Genomic DNA, 16974 nt, shown 5'->3' with positions numbered 1-16974 from the left:
ATGCTTGCCCATTCCACCTACACCTCACCCACAGGTAATTACATTCTCTGCGCCCACAACGACAGCGTCTGCGGGATCTGGCGGGATGAGCAAGCACCCAAAAAACACCTAACCCAAGCCACCGCCAACCCCAACCACCCCACACTCAAAAACCTCAGCACCTGGCTAGACAAGTACTTCGCCGGGGAAAACCCAGACCCAACCACACTCAAACTGCAGCTCGAAGGAACCTCCTTCCAACTGCTCGTGTGGGAAGAACTACTTACCATCCCATACGGACACACCGAAAGCTACGGCGCAATAGCGCGCCGGGTGGCGAAGCGTGTAGGCAAGCCGAATATGAGTGCGCAAGCTATAGGGGGCGCAGTGGGCAAGAACCCGATTTCCATTGTGATCCCGTGCCATCGTGTTGTTGGGGCTAAGGGGCAGTTAACTGGTTATGCCGGTGGGATTGCGACCAAACAGTGGCTGCTTGAACACGAACACAAGCATGGATTCACAACGTAAATAGGTAGTGAAAGAGCTTTGGCCTAGCTTTATTGCTGGTCGAAGTTTTCGCTGCAGTAAATGCGAAGGTGCTTACAGTAAGAAAACTGGGGCACCTTCCTTTCGTGTGTGGGTGCTTATCCCAAGGGTTGGCTGATTTGCGTGTATAAGGCTATCTGCCAAAAATCCCCCTGAAGTTCCGGCTAACCGCCACGAGTCAAGAAAACTCTCGGGCAAGTGTGAGCTCTAGGGCAAATCCTGATGATCCTAAGCGCAGCTGCTACTAGCTAAAACAGCAGGTCACACTCTCACGAGTGTACGCAATGAGGAATCAGCATCATTTCCTTGGGTGGGTCTACTCGACCTTTTCGTGTGTACGCCTTTGTTTTAGGGCGTTGGGGGTCGGAAAGGTCGAGTTGGCTTCGGCACAGCTTGAGGGTATTGCCTTTGAGATGGTCTTTTATGGGTTTGCTCGACCTTTTCGTGTGTAAGCCTTTGTTTTAGGGCGTTGGGGTTTGGAAAGGCCGAGTTGGCTAATTCCAGCACCAAGACGACTCGACCTATTGGGATCACCGCAGCGTTTATCCACTGCGAATTGTTGTAAAAGTCGAGTAGGTACGAAAGCCCAGTTTTGCTCCCAGCACCGCAAGCGGGATTGTTCCCCGGGGGCAAGCTTTGAGGGGCCTGTTCGACCTTTTCGTGTCTGAGCCTATGTTTTAGGGCCTTGGGGGTCGGAAAGGTCGAGTTGGCAAAATCTCGGTTAGTCATGAATCACTGTTCACATGATGCGCGCGACAAAAAGAAGGTGCCCAGGATAATCCTTAGGGCACCTCGAATTAAGTAAAAGGGTTAAAAATTGTGGCGTTCACCGGGGAAGGTTTTTTCCGCGACTGCCTTTTTGTAGGCGGCCGCCGTGCGAATGAGTTGCTCACCAACCTCGCCAAATACTTCGACGAACTTTGGTCGATGTCCGCCAGGGAACATGGCTGCCATGTCATGCCACACCAATACCTGGGCGTCGGTATCGATACCCGCACCAATGCCGATAGTGGGGATGGGGCAGTTCCTAGTGATTTCAGCCGCTAAGGCTGCGGGAACCATTTCGAATACAACCATATCCGCGCCTGCTTCGACGACAGCGGTGACGTCGGCGCGGACGGCGTCGGCGGCGTCGCCACGCCCTTGGACTTTAAAACCGCCTAGCCCATTAACGGACTGTGGGGTAAAACCAACGTGAGCACACACAGCAATGCCAGCGGCTTTCAGCGCGCGGATGCGACTAGCCATTCGCACCCCACCCTCAATCTTGATCACATGCCCACCAGTGCGGTGCAGCATCTCAGTTGCCGAACGCACGCACTGTTCATCGGAAGCCTCGTAAGTGCCGAAGGGGAGATCAACAACCACAAGCGCGTTGCCGGCGCCGCGGACAACAGCGGCTGCAAGCATAGCCATTTCATCAAAGCTGATTTTTGTGGTGGTGTCGTAGCCGAGTACAACATTGGCGGCAGAATCACCGACAAGAATGCACTCGATGCCCGCTTCGGCGAAGAGCTTCGCGGTGGCGTAATCGTAGGCGGTGAGCATAGCCCAGGGGCGTTGGCCCTTCAGGGCTTGAAGATCGGTGACTCGAACCTGCTTGGTGGGTAGTAAGTAACCTTGGGTGGACATGAACCTTAATTTACCGCCTTTGTGGTGGTGGAACTAATTGTCGGCGGTAGGTATGAGGTAGGTGAAGTGACACTTTTTATTGGTAATATTTTTCTAAAAATCTGAATTAATAATTGCCCACTATGGTGAGCATTTTTGAAAAGGTATAAGTTTTGCCATGGGCGGTGATGATGGGGGTGGATTTTTAAACTTTTAAAAAATAATCGAAATGCTGGGTGGATTTTGTGGATGCGCTGGGGAAAGCGTTTTTCAACAACTGGTTTACTTGGGCAAGAATGGGGGGACATTAGACAAGTAGAGCCTTATTAAGGTAAGCCTTGGGTTATTCTAACTCTGGGTTGTCTTACATCACTGTGAGCAACGCAAGGTAGTTGAGAACACTAAGGGAGTTTCAGTTGAGTATTTTCACTCGTTCTCGCGGCATTGCACTGTGCGTGGCATTAGCCACAGCTTTTGGTTTGGGCAATGTTCCCGCGATCGCACAAGAAGACACCACAGCACAAGTGGAGGCTACGCAGACTGCACCTGCTGCTGATTCCGACGGTGCTGCCGCACCGGCCGAAAATGGTGCAGCTGCCGCTGCAAATAATGAGGCTGAAGGCGAAACTCCGGCGGATTCCGCCACCGATGGCCAGTCGCCAACTGGGGCAGAGGTAGCTGCAGAAACTGATGCTGAGGATTCTCCCGCTCAGGGGGAACCTAAAGGTACCGATGTTGCTGCTGCACCAGCTCAGCCAAACGCTGAAGCCCTTGCACCAGTATTGACTACTCCTTCCGGTGTCCAGGTTGTCGGTGCTGACAAGCTGAGCAATAAAGTTGTGACAGTAAGTAGCGGTAAAGCAAACTGGGACTGGGTTCGTTCTTTCCGTCAGTACGTTGGTTTGCATCAAGAAAAGCGCACCAATGTCACGCTTGATCCACACAACAATTACCTATTGTGGCCGCTTGATGAAGCACAGCAACTTGACTTGTCTAATCTTCAGACTTTGAAGTTCACGGGTAGCGTTAATTGGAATCACCATGGTGGCGTTCTGGATGTGACGCTGGCTAATCCCACGATCGATTTTGTGAACAAGAAGCTTTTGGTTGACGGTAAGACAATCGGTACTTTAGCCAATCCAGATGTGAAGGTTGACAAGAAGCAAACTGGGTTGGTGGACTTGGAAGACTTGAAGGTTGAAGTCAAAGACGGATACCTTTTGATCACTGCGTTTATCCCGCGAAATACCCACTTTTCTCATGAGCTAGTGGGTTTCTACCAAGGTGAGGCGCGCGAACCATTCGTTGCGGCAGTAAAGATCAATGAACTTGCCGGTGATGCACCAGAACCTATTTTGTGGCAACTCTTCCCGGAGAAATTCGGCCACTTGCGTCCAAGTAACTATCAAGTCGAAGACCCTGACTTCAAAGATGAAGCCATCAACCTGGATCCGGCTTTGGCGAAGTGCGTTCGCAAATCGTTGGATATTGCTGACGAGAATGAACAAATTATGAAGAGCCATATGGTTAAGCTGAAGGCCTTCCAGTGTATTGGTGTAAACACACCGGAAGACCAGAAAGTGCGCTCACTCGAAGGCTTCCAGTATGCACAGAACCTTTCGATTGTGCGTTTGCGTGATCAACGAATTGAAGACTTGAGCCCCTTGCGGGATCATCCAAATATTGTGCATTTGGACATTTCCTTCAATAATCTCTCGGAGATCAACGGCCTAGGATTCTTGCCAAAGCTGACTAATTTGAATGCAGACAATAATCAGTTGGTCAACATTGATCAAGTGGCAACCTTGTCAAACTTGGAACGCTTGCGTTTGAATAACAACAAATTGTTCCACCTGAAAGCACTGCCATACGATAAGGGAAATTTGCGCTATCTCGAAGTGAAAAACAACGAGATTGAAGATATTTCACCGTTGTCTCAGTACTTGTATTTGAAACAAGTCGATCTCAGCAGCAATGCCATTAGTAAGGTAGATGGTTTGGCTATTCGCGGTATCGAGCGGATCGATATTTCTGACAACTTCGTGGAAACGTTGGAACCACTAAAGGCGTTGCTTCAGTACGATAATTTGCGTTCGCTGAAAGCAGATAAGAATAAGCTCACCGATACTCGTGAATCACTGAAGGAATTTGGTGGAAAGCTACGCGGTATTCCAGACGAGGGTGACATTCCGCAGAATGATCGTGAAAAACCAGTAGCGAAGACCGCTCCGAAAATCATCACCCAGCCTGCAGCTCAAACGGCTGAAAAGGGTAAGTCTGTTACTTTCACCGTGGAAGCAACTGGTAACCCTGCTCCTGTGTACCAGTGGCAGCGCAAGGTAGGCAATAACTGGAATAACATCCCAGGTGCGCGTGAAGCAAGTCTGACTGTGACCGCAGGCGAAAATGGTGCTATCAATGGCGCTGAATATCGTGTTGCAGTTCGCAACGCTGTGGAGTCGGTATTTAGTAAGGAAGCAGTACTGACTATTCCTGAACCACCAAAGCAGCAGGAGCCATCTGAGCCAGCAACTCCACCGGCAAAGCCCAATGAGCCTGCAACCCCTTCGGTTGCGCCAAGCAATCCAGCAACTCCACCGGCAGCACCAAGTCAGCAGCCAAAACCATCGGTGACCCCATCTGCTACGTCATCGGCTACTCCAAGCAGCTCCGAGGCGCCGAAGCCAAAGCCACGGCTAAGCACCGGCGCGATCGTTGGAATCATCGCAGCCATCGCAGCGATCATTGGCGGAATCGCAGCAGCACTAGCAAACCTGCCTTTGCTCAACAACTTGGTAAAGCAGCTTTTGCCGCGATAAAAAACTTTGGTACCTTACAGCCTTGAAGCACGGGACATAACAAGGGCTAGAGGCTCAGGCGGTGCCAAAGACTACAACTTCACAAACCTATTCGAAACCACACCCCCTGCACACTGATTGCTTTTTGCGAAAAGTAGCAATGTACAGGGGGTGTGTTGTGCACGCACACCTTGCTCAAGGATTCTTGCCCGGTACAGGAAGACAGGAAGGTGGCGTCGATACGCATAAACACAATCTTGGAACAGCCTACGAACTTTCGCTAACCTAGTGTGAGCACCGCACACCCAACCTTGTTCAAAGAAGGAAAACATTGAGCACCCTTTGCGCCCTGATCAGTGTGTACCAACACAGTGACCCGCACGAACTCAACCAAGCACTAACCTCACTAGTTAACCAAACCCGCCCCGCCGATAGCATCATCATCGTCGAAGACGGGCCGCTGACAAACGCGCTCGAACAAGTCCTCAACCAGCACATCGCCGACAACCCCACCAGCCGACGCATACGACTAGCCACCAATCAAGGTCTGGGCGCAGCACTACGCGCAGGACTACAACACATTGACACAGAATTCGTCGCCCGCCTCGATACCGACGACATTGCCGCACCACACCGCTTCGAAACCCAACTTGCACTCTTTGAAACCCGCCCCGAACTCGACGTCGTCGGCAGCGCAGTAGCCGAATTCACAGACCAACCGGGCGATAGCACCACCATCCGGGCACTGCCGGAAACCCACGACGGGATTGCCCGCTACATGAAAATCAACAATCCCATCAACCACCCCAGCGTGATGATGCGCGTTCGCGCCGTCAAACAAGCAGGCGGCTACCGTGATGTTCACTTCATGGAAGACTACGACCTGTTTGCCCGCATGCTCGCAGGCGGAAGTCGCTTTCACAACATCGCTGAAGCACTCACATACTTAAGAGTCAGCGACGCACAATTTGCACGGCGCACCAGCAAAGGTATGTGGCGCAGCGAAAAAACCATGCAAACCAACCTCGTGCGCTACGGAATCATCAGCAAACCCCGCGCCGTAGCCAACTTCATCATCCGCAGCACCTACCGGCTACTGCCACAACAAGTATTGAAAAAAGCCTACGGGATTCTCTTCCACAAAAAATAGCCCTACAGCACCTTCAACACCACATCGAAGGAACGGGCCACATCCGCCCACTGGCGCACAAACTGTGCCGCGCGAAAACCCGAAGCGCAAAACACGCCCACCGTGCACCCGCGATACGTTGCACACAATTCTTCCACCTGTGTGTGCGTCAGCGTTGATAAGGGCAAGTGCACAGAATCAGCACACTTGAGCTGGCTGTTGCGCTCCTCCAATTCCCGCACATCCACCCGCACATCAGGAATGCGATGGGCATCCAGATTCACAGCTGGATTGCGGGCCGGATCACGCAGCACGCCGAAACGAGAACACGAACCCGTTAAGGCGTCGTAACGCACAAGCATGCCCTCAATCGTGGGCAAACCAGAAAAAAACTTCAACACCTCCGTCGCCATCAACGACCCCACCACCGCAGTTGTCGCCCCCAACACCCCAGCGGTTGCGCAATCCTCCCGCACATCAGGCAGCGTAGGAAAAACATCCCGCAAATGCGCGCCACGATGAAACAGGCTCAGCTGGCCTTCAAAACGCAACACCGTACCCCACACCAGCGGGGTAGCAGTGATCTCACAGGCATCAGCAACCACATACTTCGCCGCAAAAGAATCCGTACAATCCACTACCACATCCACCCCATCAAGCAGGGAAAAAGCCGTGGTCGCATCAAAAAATTCCTGGATAGGCTCCACCGTGATACTAGGCTGCAAACCCCGCGCCTTGTCAGCAGCCACCGCAACCTTCGGGGAGTTGACATCAGCAGCCGAAAACAACACCTGGCGCTGCAAATTGGACCAACTCACCACATCAGGATCAACCAGCTGAATAAACCCCACTCCAGCAGCCGCCAAGGCCTGCACCACCGGGCAGCCCAAACCCCCAGCACCCACCACCAGCACCCGACCGGCCGCAACACGATCCTGATCGAAACCCGGCAACAAGCGCTGGCGGTGCGTGCGATCTCGCTCAGAAAAACCTGCTACATCCACGACACTAACCCCTCCTTCGGGGAAGAAGCATGGGCATGTTCACGCTTGGGAATCCGACCCGCCGACCGCGCCAAAAAACCAGCCTCAACCGCGCACTTCATCGCCCGCGCCATCGCGACTGGATCCTGGGCACGATTGACCGCCGAAGCCAACAACACACCGTCACAACCCAGCTCCATAGCCATAGCTGCATCCGATGCCGTACCCACCCCAGCATCCAACAACACCGGCACTTGGGCGCGGGAACAAATCAGCTCAATATTATGCGGATTCAAAATACCCAAACCCGTGCCGATCGGTGAGCCCAAAGGCATCACGGCGCTCACGCCCACATCCTCCAAACGCTGAGCCGTGACCGGATCATCCGAGGTATAAGCCAACACCACAAACCCATCGAGTACCAGCTGCTCACAGGCATCAACGAGTTCGATCACATCCGGCAAAAGGGTGTGCTCATCAGCAATTACTTCCACCTTCACCCAATTCGTGCCCAGTGCCTCCCTAGCTAACTGGGCGGTGAGCACAGCATCGCGGGCAGTACGACATCCCGCAGTATTGGGCAGCGGCGCAATGCCGAGTTTTTCCAGCAGGGGGAAAATAGGAGTACCTGATGCATGGCGGCGCATCGCCACTGTGGTCATCTCCGTACCGGAAGCAACCAGCGCTTTTTCTAGCATGTCGAAACTCGTCGTCCCGCCCGAGCCCATGATTAGGCGAGAAGAAAAAACCTTGTCGGCAATCTGCATACTCTTCTAACCTCCCTGCACAGCGCTGAGCACATCAAAACAGTCGCCATCGTCTACTGGCGTTTCCTCCCACAAAGAGCGGGGGACAACCGTGCTATTGCGGGCAACGGCGACGCCATTGACCGACCCCACCTTCTCGACAACAAGCTGCGCCACCGTCGTAGCACTCGTAACACACGAAGATTCATTGTACACAATTGTTTTCATGATTTTTGGTTTTCCTTTCACTACAAATACCCACGCACCAACGCGCAAAATGTACCGAACACACAATTAGCTCGTGCCGAAACGCCCCGGATCGCAAGGGCTAAACTCGGGCACAATCTCACCCGTGCACAACGCCTCAGCGCCGGCATATCCGGCCAGCGCCGCCAGCAAAATCCCATGCCGGAAATACCCATTCGACACCAACTGTCCATCAACCCACCCAAAAATAGGCAGATCATCCGGCGTACCAGGGCGAGCACCTACAGAAATTTCCATAATCTCTGCTTCCTCTAGTCCCGGCACAATCGCAATCGCATCCCGGAGCAACTGATACACACCATCGACACTCGGAAGCCTGCGCTTATCCTCCCTAGAGGTCGCCCCAATGGCAATCTCCCCATCCGGGCGCGGAATGATATACACTGGCCGATCCTGGACAAAACCACGCACAACATGGCGCACAATCGACCGCGGCGCCTTCAGGCGAATAATATCGCCCAAGACTGGTCGTAGCGGGAAACGGTGCGCATCACCCAAGCCGGTGCACACAACATCACCGCGTACCTGCTCGCCCGAAGGCAAGCGGTAATCCTCAATCCGGCTGTGAATAAACTGTGCACCCTGCGCACGAAGCGCATCCATGAGCGCACGCAGCAACAACCGCGGATGTACCTGATGATCCGAAGGGATATGCACGCAACCAGCTAAAGCGGGAGCAAGCCCAGGCTCCAACGCGCGTGCTTGGCGCAGCGTGAGTCGGTGCGTGGGGCGCTGGGCGGACTGGTAGTAGCCAGAAATATCACCCAAATGCTGCGCGTCCGCCCGATCCGCCGCCACAATTAGAGTCCCGGTGCGATCGTAGCCAGTCGGCAGCGAGGTGCATTGAGAAATCCGGCGCAAAAAATCAGGATAAAGCTCAGCGCTTTTGCCCATCAGCGGAAACAGGTCATCTTGCTGAAACTGTACCTCCGCCATGGGAGCAAGCATCCCGCCGGCGAAAAAACTCGCCGAATCGCCACGCAATCCGGGGGCGGGGTCGAAGATACGCACCTTCTTGCCCCGCTGCACAAGCTCAAAAGCGGTGGCAAGACCAATAATGCCCGCCCCTGCAACATTGATAGGGCGATCGTGCGTATCGACGTCGCCACCAGCCGTCCCACTCACAGCACTGTGTGTCACGCTCATGCGTTGCCACCACCATTTTCGCTCGAAGGCGTAATGCACAAACCGGGATTGTCCACAAAGGCACGCACCATCGCAATTCCACTGACACCGGTTTCGAACAATGCGGGCGCATCTTTTGGCCAAATATCCCCGATGGCAACAACTGGAACCTTTGACAGTTCCACCAGCTGACGCATACCTTCAATTCCTAAAGGCGGCCTGTTTGACACCTTTGTTGGGGAGGGACGGAACGGGCCTGCACCAATATAATCAATCACATCCGCGAGATCATTGGCTTTTTCCACCAACTCGCGCGTGCCGGTAGTCAAACCAATAATCGCATCAGGGCCTAACAGGGCGCGTGCGTCATGAACTGGCAAGTCGGTTTGCCCAAGATGTACACCATCAACCCTGATCCCGCGGGCGCGCAACGCGAGGGCAACATCGACGCGGTCGTCGATAAGCAAGAGCTGATCGGGGCGAATAACCTCAGCGATAGCGCAGGAAAGCTGATACAGATCACGCACCTCAATCGGCTTCGAACGCACCTGAATACACGTTGCATGCTGCGCGTGACGTACCGTTTCAAAAGGGTTTTCCCCAGTAACAAGATAGGTAGAAAGATCCAACACATCACCAGCGCGACGGCGCATCGAAAAGTGGGATGAGGTAGTTGTAGTCACACACTCTCGCTTCCTTCGCCCAGCACAACACTGGGGCAGGTTCGGACGGTCTCTGACGCGCAGCACCAGCGCTTGATACAGATCTCAGCCCCGCTTTTGCTATTCCGGGGCACCCGTGGAGTTAAAAATGAAAAGGATTTAGCCACAACCAGCTGGGCAGATACCTATAAAACCCAACCAGATTAGACTCACGTAAAAGAGTAAGTCAGTGCGCACCAGCTGTGCAAACAATGGGGCAAGCACGGGGGCGGGAAGCACACATGCGAACAGGGGAGTGGGCAAGGTGAAGGAAATACATGCTGAGCACGAGTAGTAAAAGTTGAAAAACTCAGCAGTTTCGTGCGATAATGCCATGGTTGTCTGGCATCTTGCCAGCCTTCGCACATATGTAGTGGATATGAACCAGCACGAAGCGCCCTGAAAAAAGCTAGGGAGATGCCGCTAGGTTCCTCTTTCCTAAAAGTAAAGGATTTGGTTTTCACATGAACCTTCTTGACAAGGTCGATGCAGCATCTTTGCGCGACGACATCCCAGCTTTCTTCCCAGGCGATACCCTGAACGTTCACGTTAAGGTTATCGAGGGTTCCAAGTCTCGTATCCAGGTGTTCAAGGGTGTTGTCATCCGTCGCCAGGGTGGCGGCATCCGCGAGACCTTCACCGTCCGCAAGGTTTCCTTCGGCATCGGTGTTGAGCGTACCTTCCCAGTTCACACCCCTAACATCGAAAAGATTGAGGTTGTGAGCCGCGGTAAGGTCCGTCGTGCCAAGCTGTACTACCTGCGCGACCTGCGCGGTAAGGCTGCCAAGATCAAGGAAAAGCGCTAATAGCGTTTCACTTGTTCCGCGCGTAAGCGCACACACCCAGCGTTATCTTTGTTTTGATACAAAGACAACGCTGGGTGTTTTTCTCTGTTTTTTAAGGCGGCGCCGCCCGTTGGAGCGCTCCTAATCCCCAGCTGCTTCCACCTCGGGCGAATCAGCCGACACCTTCTTGGGATTCGTCTCGTCCAAAGCCCAATTCAGCTCCGTCAGTGTTGGTGCTTCAGGATTATCCTCCGTAGGCATCGACACATAGTTCTCCCACGACAACCTATGTTGCGGGGTCGATGCACCGTTCTTAGCGAAATGCTGTGACACTGCCTGTTGGAATTCTTCCCACGCCTGACCCAAACCGTCGTAACTACCCTCATAAGTCCAAGAGGCCACTTCGCCCGGGGTGAATTCATACACCTCAACATCCACCGTGGCGGCCCTATCCAATACATCATCAAGCTTGTGTTCGGGAATTTCGAAACCACTGAAGACGTCGAAAAGCTCAGCAGCTGCGGGGAAATAGTACGAAGCCGACGCACCCAAATCCGCCTCAGCCGCCGCCATGACCGCAGCGGCATCGGCAAAAGCAGTATCAAAAAACTTCATCATCGCATCGTGATCTAACAACGCACGCTTGCCGACGAAAAAACGCTGCGGAACCGACGAAAAATTCAACGAAACCATCACACACTACCTTTCTAAGAAAACACAGGTATTCGTCAACCTTCACTCATCCCCGCACCACAAACAGACGACACCATAAGAACAAGTTGGCCGAGAAACTTTCGCCCCATTATAGTGACAACGAAAGCAACAGGGGGCGCTGGGCTGAAGATTTTCGGCGCACAAAACTGCTAAGCTCAGTGGTTGTGAATCAACAGGACAGTTTTGACGCAAACGACAACGCACACTCGCGTGCCCACGCATCACAAGATGTGCCCGCGCAGGATGCGAAAGATTTTGGGAAAAAGAAAAAAGAAAAGAAACAAGCACCCTGGTACGTGGAAATTCCCGTCGCAGTACTTGTCACCCTCATCGTTGTCGGCTTGCTTCAAGCATTCGTGGGCCGGATCTACATGATCCCTTCCCAATCCATGGAGCCCACCCTGCACGGATGCTCCGGCTGTATCGGTGACCGCATTTTGGTCGAAAAAATTACCTACCGGTTCTCCGACCCAAAGCCCGGCGATGTCATCGTCTTTGAAGGCACCGAATCCTGGAACAGGGGAGTAGTATCACAGCGCTCCGCCAACCCACTATTGCGCGGGGTGCAAAATATCGGATCCTTCGTCGGCGTCGTCGCACCTGACGAAAACAACCTTGTCAAGCGCATCGTGGCTACCGGCGGGCAAACTGTCCAATGCCTGCCAGGCGACGAAGGGATCATGGTTGATGGCTCAAAGGTCGACGACTCCTTCACCTTAAGCCCCTTCCAATACCCCATTAACGAAGCCACCGGCTCCCAAGCCTGTGGTGGTGACTACTTCGGCCCCATCACCGTGCCCGATAAACACCTGTTCATGATGGGCGACAACCGCACCAACTCCTCCGATTCCCGCTACCACCTCGGCGATGACACCCAAGGCACCATCCCGCTGGAAAACGTTCGCGGTAAAGTCTCCGCCATCGTCTTCCCATTCAACCGCATGGGCCTCGTCGACGACCCAGAAATCCAGCACTAGTAGCTCAGGAAGAAACCTTCCACACATCCACGGAAATACTGACGAGTGCGCAAACTCAAACACCACCGAACCTATGAAGTAGCGCTGGACAAAGCAGGTTTAGGGCCCGTAGCAGGTGTCGATGAAGCAGGGCGTGGCAGCTGCGCCGGCCCTATTAGCATCGCCGCCTGCATCCTGCCGGTCGAACCCATCAAAGATCTAGCAGCGCTCACCGATTCGAAAAAGCTCAGCGCCAAAACCCGCGCCGAACTTTTCCCACTCATCCAAAAACACGCACGTGCGTGGTCCATCGTGCACATCGACGCCGGTGAGATCGACAGCTGGGGAATCCAACACGCGAACATCTCCGGGATGCGCCGCGCCGTCGCCCAACTCGAAATCCAACCCCACTACATCCTCACCGATGCAATGAAAGTGCCAGGTTTTGCCACCCCCTCCCTTCCCATGATTGGTGGGGACGCGATAGTACGATGCATCGCCGCCGCCAGCGTGCTCGCTAAGCACTCGCGGGATGAAATTATGGACGAATACCACGAGAAATATCCCAGCTACGGCTTCAACGGGCATAAAGGATATGGCACAAAGATTCACATGGACGCGGTGCGCCTTTACGGCGCAAGCCCTGTCCATCGATATAGTTATGCAAATGTGGCTGCAGCACACGACGAATACTTGCACGCCCGACACTAACAAGACCCAATACGTATCAGATGGGGGAGGACTCCAATGAGCGCTGACGAACTGGAAAACTACGAAGCCGAAGTCGAATTGGCACTGTACCGGGAATACCGGGACGTGGTCAGCCAATTCTCCTATGTGGTGGAAACCGAGCGCCGGTTCTATCTCGCCAACGCCGTGGAACTGATCCCACACACCGAAGGCAACGACGTGTACTACGAAGTCCGCATGTCCGATGCATGGGTGTGGGACATGTACCGAGCCGTACGCTTCGTACGCTTCGTCCGTGTCATCACCTACAAAGATGTCAATATCGAAGAACTCGACAAACCAGAATTTGTCATCCCCGACTAAAACACCCCGTGCCACCGTCCACGCGGTGGAACATGTGTGAACTTCAACCCCGCGAGTGTGAAGCCCCAGGAAAAGGGTGCGACACTTTCGGGGTTGTGTGCATTGCACAACTCCCCACATTTCGCGGAACAAAATCCTCGGCACTAGGGAATTCCACAGGCGGTCTGCGTTCGCCTTGCGCAACCATAAAAGTAGCCATTAAAATATTTCCCCTCTAAACGTGCGAACCCCAGCCAAAACAGCTGGTCAGTGACCGGCGTCGAAAAGCAAATTCCACAAGCGGTACCACAAATGCGCCCACAACAGCATCGACACACCTCATCACGGTAGCCTCAAGATCAAGGGATGCGATCACAGCCTCCACATTTTCGTGCACATGCGTCAACCCCCTCACGCACACGGAAAGGAAGGCGTGCAATCACCATGCCCGCACCCATCTTGAGCACCCACAACCGCCACACAGACACCTGGCAACCACAACCCGACCCCCACAACGATGCACTCCAGCTCGATGCCCACGAGCTCGGGCGCCGTGGCGAAGAAGCAGCCGCACGCTTCCTTCAACGCCACGGATACACAATCATCGAACGCAACGTGCGCAACGTGGCCGGTGAAATCGACATCATCGCCGCCATCCCGAACACCAACACCCTTGCCTTTGTCGAGGTCAAAACCCGCCGCGACGACTCCTACGGTGCCGCCGACGCAATCGACCCTGCCAAATTCAACCGCATGCGCAAAGCCGCGTACGTGTGGCTTCGCGGAAAACCCAGGGTGACCGTGCGTTTCGACGCCATCATCATCCTCGCCCGCACCCTCAAGCAAGCCGAGCTCACCTGGTATCAGGAGGTGGATCGTGGCGCTCGCTAAAACACTCAGCGTGGCATTCGAAGGCGTCAGCGCCACCCTCGTGCACGTCGAAGCAAATATTGGGCCGGGTTTGCCCGGCACCTATATCGTCGGCATGGCTTCAGCAGCGGTGACTGAAGCGAAAGATAGAATCAAAACCGCAGCCCACAACAGTGGATTGGACTGGCCTAAAACAAAAGTCATTGTCAGCCTCGTGCCCGGTAATCTCCCAAAATCAGGCACACATTTCGACCTCGCCATTGCCGTAGCAATCTTGTGTGCCGCAACTACTAACGCCCGCATCATTGATTCAGTCAAAAACATCCTGTTTCTCGGGGAGATTGGACTGGATGGACAATTAAGGGAAGTCCCCGGCGTGCTCGCAGCGTTGCTTGAAGCCGGTAACCACAACGTCACCGCAGTAGTAGTACCCCCAGGAAACGCGGCGGAAGCAGCGCTAGCAGCGGGCGTCGATGTGTTTGTCGCTACGAGCGTGGAAGAAGTAATGGAGTGGATCAACGGCGACCGCATCCTTGAACGACCACAAGCACTAAGCGCTGAGCAACACGCCAACACGCGGCGGATCGACATGGATCAAATCGCCGGACAAGAACACGCCAAATTCGCTGCCGAAGTCGCAGCCGCCGGCGGGCATAACCTCTTTCTCATCGGCCCTCGCGGAAGCGGAAAATCCATGATTGCCGAACGCATCCCCACCCTGCTACCGCAACTGAACCAACGGGAGCGAATCGAAACCACTGTTGTCCACTCCATTGCTGGGCGCAGCGACAAACATCACCCAAACCAGCCCCCATTTGTAGCACCCCACCATTCCATTTCCCCCGCAGGGCTTTTAGGTGGGGGATCAGGCAACCCCAAACCCGGTGCGGTAAGTCTCGCCCACAACGGTGTGCTGTTTCTAGACGAAGTATCAGAGATACCAGCCCGAGTACTCGACGTATTACGCATCCCCATGGAGCAAGGCTCCGTACGCCTTGTGCGCAATCAACGCACCGTCGAATTCCCTACCCGATTCCTACTTGTTCTCGCGGCAAACCCATGCCGCTGCGCTGCGGAAGAACCTAGCGCCTGTAGCTGCCCTGCGAGCGTGCGCGCAAACTACCTGAATAACATTTCTGGCCCTTTGAAAGATCGCATCGATATTTTCGCACACACGCACGCCCGAGGAGGTCTCAGCACAGCCGCGGGCGAAAGCTCCGCCACCATCGCACAGCGTGTAGCACATGCACGCGATCGGGCACGTCACCGGTGGCGTACAGGCGGATACGGGGATATCACCACAGCCGCTATGGATCCTTGCGAAGTGCGTAAACGATACCCCGCCGATGCGGAAGGAATGGCGATGCTGGAATACTTCCTTGCCAGCGGGGATATCACCCAGCGGGGAGTTGACCGCGCCCTGAAACTAGCCTGGACCTTGTGCGACCTTGAAGATCTCACAACTCCAACAGTGGACCATGTCGCTCGCGCCGTAGAATTGCGCTCCGCCGCGTGGCCGGAGGTGACCCATGCCGCATGATGAAAGGCGACTAGCATGGGCCTATCTCTCCCGCGCCATCGAAGGACCCAGCCGCACACTTTCGACACTTCTGGCCAGTGGAAAAGAGGTGGAGGCAATTGCCACCGCAGTGAAAAAACGCGAACCGTGGATCGGTGATCTCCTCGCCGAAACCGCCAGCCGCTACGACTGGAATCGGGCGGCACAAGACCTCGATGATGTAGCAGCACTTGGTGGGCGCATGATCACACCCGACGACGCCGAATGGCCCAGCGAAGCCCTTGATAGCGCGTTCAGTTTTGCCGCCAGCGGAATGAGCGAACATATCCGCAGCTACCAATCAGATGCCATTGCGCCACATGTTTTATGGGTGAAAGGTGCACCGCTACGACCTTTGACAGCCCAAGCTGTGACCATCGTAGGAACACGTGCATTAAGCAACTATGGGCGCAACGCCACAGCTTTACTGACCCGTGGGCTCGTCCAACATTCGTGGACAATCGTATCCGGTGGTGCCCTTGGGGTGGATACCGTGGCGCATGAAGAAGCACTCGCCCAAGGCGGAAGCACCATCGTTGTTCAAGCATGTGGGCTTGACCGAACCTACCCATCGGCGAATACTCGCCTGTTCCGCACTATTGGCACTAGCACCCATTCAGCCCTCGTGACCGAATACCCACCCGGTGTTAATCCCCAACGCCACCGATTTCTTACCCGCAATCGACTCAGCGCAGCACTAAGCCTAGGCACGGTTGTAACCCAAGCAGCGTGGCGGTCCGGTGCGCTCAACACGCTCAGCTGGGCTGCCGGATTAGGAAAAGTCGCCATGGCTGTACCAGGGCCTATCACCGACACCAACTCCTTTGGCTGCCTTGCAAAAATTCGTGACGGTGACGCCCAGATGGTCTGCTCCGCCGACGAAATCAGGGCACTGCTGTCCGCCGTTGGTGAAATCGATGTAGATGCCCAGTACGAACTCGACTTTGCGGCAAACCCAATTCAAAAACTTAGTCGTAACGAAATGCGAGTCTTCGATGCGCTTTGCGCCCAACCCCAAAGCGCAACAACCATCGCGGAAAACGCAGGGCTCACCGTTGGGCTCACCATGCACCTACTCCTCGAGCTCGAACGCAAAGCACTGATTCAACGACAGCGCACCAACTGGGTCAGGCACCCTAACTTCAAAGGTTACTGATCGCCCGCTAACCTAGAA

Annotated in this window: 17 protein-coding genes; 10 read left to right on the top strand and 7 right to left on the bottom strand. The window is 54.4% G+C overall.

Annotated features, from left to right (window positions below; genetic code table 11):
* Positions 1-507 (top strand): methylated-DNA--[protein]-cysteine S-methyltransferase, encoded by a 507-nt coding sequence (locus CFELI_RS08335; protein ID WP_277103521.1) that lies wholly within the window; start codon positions 1-3, stop codon positions 505-507.
* An 828-nt stretch (positions 508-1335) separates the two neighbouring features.
* Here CFELI_RS08335 and panB read toward each other — a convergent pair.
* Positions 1336-2157 carry a 3-methyl-2-oxobutanoate hydroxymethyltransferase gene (panB, locus tag CFELI_RS08330; RefSeq protein ID WP_277103522.1) on the bottom strand — a complete coding sequence of 274 codons (822 nt, stop codon included), beginning with the start codon at positions 2155-2157 and terminating at the stop codon, positions 1336-1338.
* 395 nt (positions 2158-2552) lie between these two features.
* On the opposite strand from panB, the gene CFELI_RS08325 reads away from it, so the two are divergent.
* Both CFELI_RS08325 and CFELI_RS08320 read left to right on the top strand, forming a co-directional pair.
* A complete protein-coding gene (locus CFELI_RS08325) occupies positions 2553-4955 on the top strand; it encodes an HtaA domain-containing protein (protein ID WP_277103523.1) in 2403 nt (800 codons plus the stop codon).
* 310 nt (positions 4956-5265) lie between these two features.
* Positions 5266-6084, top strand: coding sequence for a glycosyltransferase (locus tag CFELI_RS08320; protein ID WP_277103524.1), 819 nt, complete (start codon positions 5266-5268; stop codon positions 6082-6084).
* Positions 6085-6086: 2 nt separating this feature from the next.
* Here the strand turns inward: CFELI_RS08320 and CFELI_RS08315 are convergent, their stop codons facing one another.
* From CFELI_RS08315 to CFELI_RS08295, 5 genes are all read right to left on the bottom strand, one after another.
* Positions 6087-7067, bottom strand: a complete 981-nt coding sequence (locus CFELI_RS08315) for a ThiF family adenylyltransferase (protein WP_277103525.1) — start codon at positions 7065-7067, stop codon at positions 6087-6089.
* Positions 7058-7813 carry a thiazole synthase gene (locus CFELI_RS08310; RefSeq protein ID WP_277103526.1) on the bottom strand — a complete coding sequence of 252 codons (756 nt, stop codon included), beginning with the start codon at positions 7811-7813 and terminating at the stop codon, positions 7058-7060. Before CFELI_RS08310 ends, CFELI_RS08315 begins: the two co-directional genes overlap by 10 nt.
* Positions 7814-7819: 6 nt before the next feature.
* Positions 7820-8020 (bottom strand): sulfur carrier protein ThiS, encoded by a 201-nt coding sequence (gene thiS, locus CFELI_RS08305; RefSeq protein ID WP_277103527.1) that lies wholly within the window; start codon positions 8018-8020, stop codon positions 7820-7822.
* A gap of 66 nt (positions 8021-8086) precedes the next feature.
* A complete protein-coding gene (gene thiO, locus CFELI_RS08300; RefSeq protein ID WP_277103528.1) occupies positions 8087-9205 on the bottom strand; it encodes a glycine oxidase ThiO in 1119 nt (372 codons plus the stop codon).
* Positions 9202-9837 carry a thiamine phosphate synthase gene (locus tag CFELI_RS08295; RefSeq protein ID WP_277103616.1) on the bottom strand — a complete coding sequence of 212 codons (636 nt, stop codon included), beginning with the start codon at positions 9835-9837 and terminating at the stop codon, positions 9202-9204. The genes thiO and CFELI_RS08295 overlap by 4 nt, the downstream gene beginning before the upstream one ends.
* Positions 9838-10349: 512 nt before the next feature.
* Here CFELI_RS08295 and rplS point away from each other — a divergent pair.
* Complete coding sequence (rplS, locus tag CFELI_RS08290; RefSeq protein ID WP_277103529.1) at positions 10350-10691, top strand: 50S ribosomal protein L19; 342 nt, start codon at positions 10350-10352, stop codon at positions 10689-10691.
* Between the two features lie 120 nt (positions 10692-10811).
* Here the strand turns inward: rplS and CFELI_RS08285 are convergent, their stop codons facing one another.
* Positions 10812-11363, bottom strand: a complete 552-nt coding sequence (locus CFELI_RS08285) for a GyrI-like domain-containing protein (RefSeq protein WP_277103530.1) — start codon at positions 11361-11363, stop codon at positions 10812-10814.
* 251 nt (positions 11364-11614) lie between these two features.
* Here CFELI_RS08285 and lepB point away from each other — a divergent pair, with 251 nt between their 5' ends.
* From lepB to dprA, 6 genes are all read left to right on the top strand, one after another.
* Positions 11615-12361, top strand: a complete 747-nt coding sequence (gene lepB / locus CFELI_RS08280) for a signal peptidase I (protein ID WP_277103617.1) — start codon at positions 11615-11617, stop codon at positions 12359-12361.
* A 45-nt stretch (positions 12362-12406) separates the two neighbouring features.
* Positions 12407-13051, top strand: coding sequence for a ribonuclease HII (locus tag CFELI_RS08275; protein ID WP_277103531.1), 645 nt, complete (start codon positions 12407-12409; stop codon positions 13049-13051).
* Between the two features lie 36 nt (positions 13052-13087).
* Positions 13088-13393 carry a DUF2469 domain-containing protein gene (locus CFELI_RS08270; protein ID WP_277103532.1) on the top strand — a complete coding sequence of 102 codons (306 nt, stop codon included), beginning with the start codon at positions 13088-13090 and terminating at the stop codon, positions 13391-13393.
* Between the two features lie 423 nt (positions 13394-13816).
* The gene (locus tag CFELI_RS08265) at positions 13817-14263 is read left to right on the top strand and encodes a YraN family protein (RefSeq protein ID WP_277103533.1); all 447 of its coding nucleotides are present in this window, start codon (positions 13817-13819) and stop codon (positions 14261-14263) included.
* The gene (locus CFELI_RS08260; RefSeq protein WP_277103534.1) at positions 14250-15782 is read left to right on the top strand and encodes a YifB family Mg chelatase-like AAA ATPase; all 1533 of its coding nucleotides are present in this window, start codon (positions 14250-14252) and stop codon (positions 15780-15782) included. Before CFELI_RS08265 ends, CFELI_RS08260 begins: the two co-directional genes overlap by 14 nt.
* Complete coding sequence (gene dprA / locus CFELI_RS08255) at positions 15772-16956, top strand: DNA-processing protein DprA (RefSeq protein WP_277103535.1); 1185 nt, start codon at positions 15772-15774, stop codon at positions 16954-16956. Before CFELI_RS08260 ends, dprA begins: the two co-directional genes overlap by 11 nt.
* Positions 16957-16974 lie beyond the last annotated feature (18 nt).

The sequence above is a fragment of the Corynebacterium felinum genome (genome assembly GCF_030408755.1).
GTDB classification, from domain to species: domain Bacteria; phylum Actinomycetota; class Actinomycetes; order Mycobacteriales; family Mycobacteriaceae; genus Corynebacterium; species Corynebacterium felinum.
Note: the sequence above shows the minus strand (reverse complement) of the source record. Positions and strands in the feature narration are given on the sequence as shown.

Coding starts and splice junctions, on each gene's coding strand:
- CFELI_RS08295 (WP_277103616.1), bottom strand. CDS start 9,837: ATGCGCCGTCGCGCTGGTGATGTGTTGGATCTTTCTACCTATCTTGTT.
- rplS (WP_277103529.1), top strand. CDS start 10,350: ATGAACCTTCTTGACAAGGTCGATGCAGCATCTTTGCGCGACGACATC.
- CFELI_RS08310 (WP_277103526.1), bottom strand. CDS start 7,813: ATGCAGATTGCCGACAAGGTTTTTTCTTCTCGCCTAATCATGGGCTCG.
- CFELI_RS08270 (WP_277103532.1), top strand. CDS start 13,088: ATGAGCGCTGACGAACTGGAAAACTACGAAGCCGAAGTCGAATTGGCA.
- thiS (WP_277103527.1), bottom strand. CDS start 8,020: ATGAAAACAATTGTGTACAATGAATCTTCGTGTGTTACGAGTGCTACG.
- thiO (WP_277103528.1), bottom strand. CDS start 9,205: ATGAGCGTGACACACAGTGCTGTGAGTGGGACGGCTGGTGGCGACGTC.
- CFELI_RS08335 (WP_277103521.1), top strand. CDS start 1: ATGCTTGCCCATTCCACCTACACCTCACCCACAGGTAATTACATTCTC.
- CFELI_RS08265 (WP_277103533.1), top strand. CDS start 13,817: ATGCCCGCACCCATCTTGAGCACCCACAACCGCCACACAGACACCTGG.
- panB (WP_277103522.1), bottom strand. CDS start 2,157: ATGTCCACCCAAGGTTACTTACTACCCACCAAGCAGGTTCGAGTCACC.
- dprA (WP_277103535.1), top strand. CDS start 15,772: ATGCCGCATGATGAAAGGCGACTAGCATGGGCCTATCTCTCCCGCGCC.
- CFELI_RS08285 (WP_277103530.1), bottom strand. CDS start 11,363: ATGGTTTCGTTGAATTTTTCGTCGGTTCCGCAGCGTTTTTTCGTCGGC.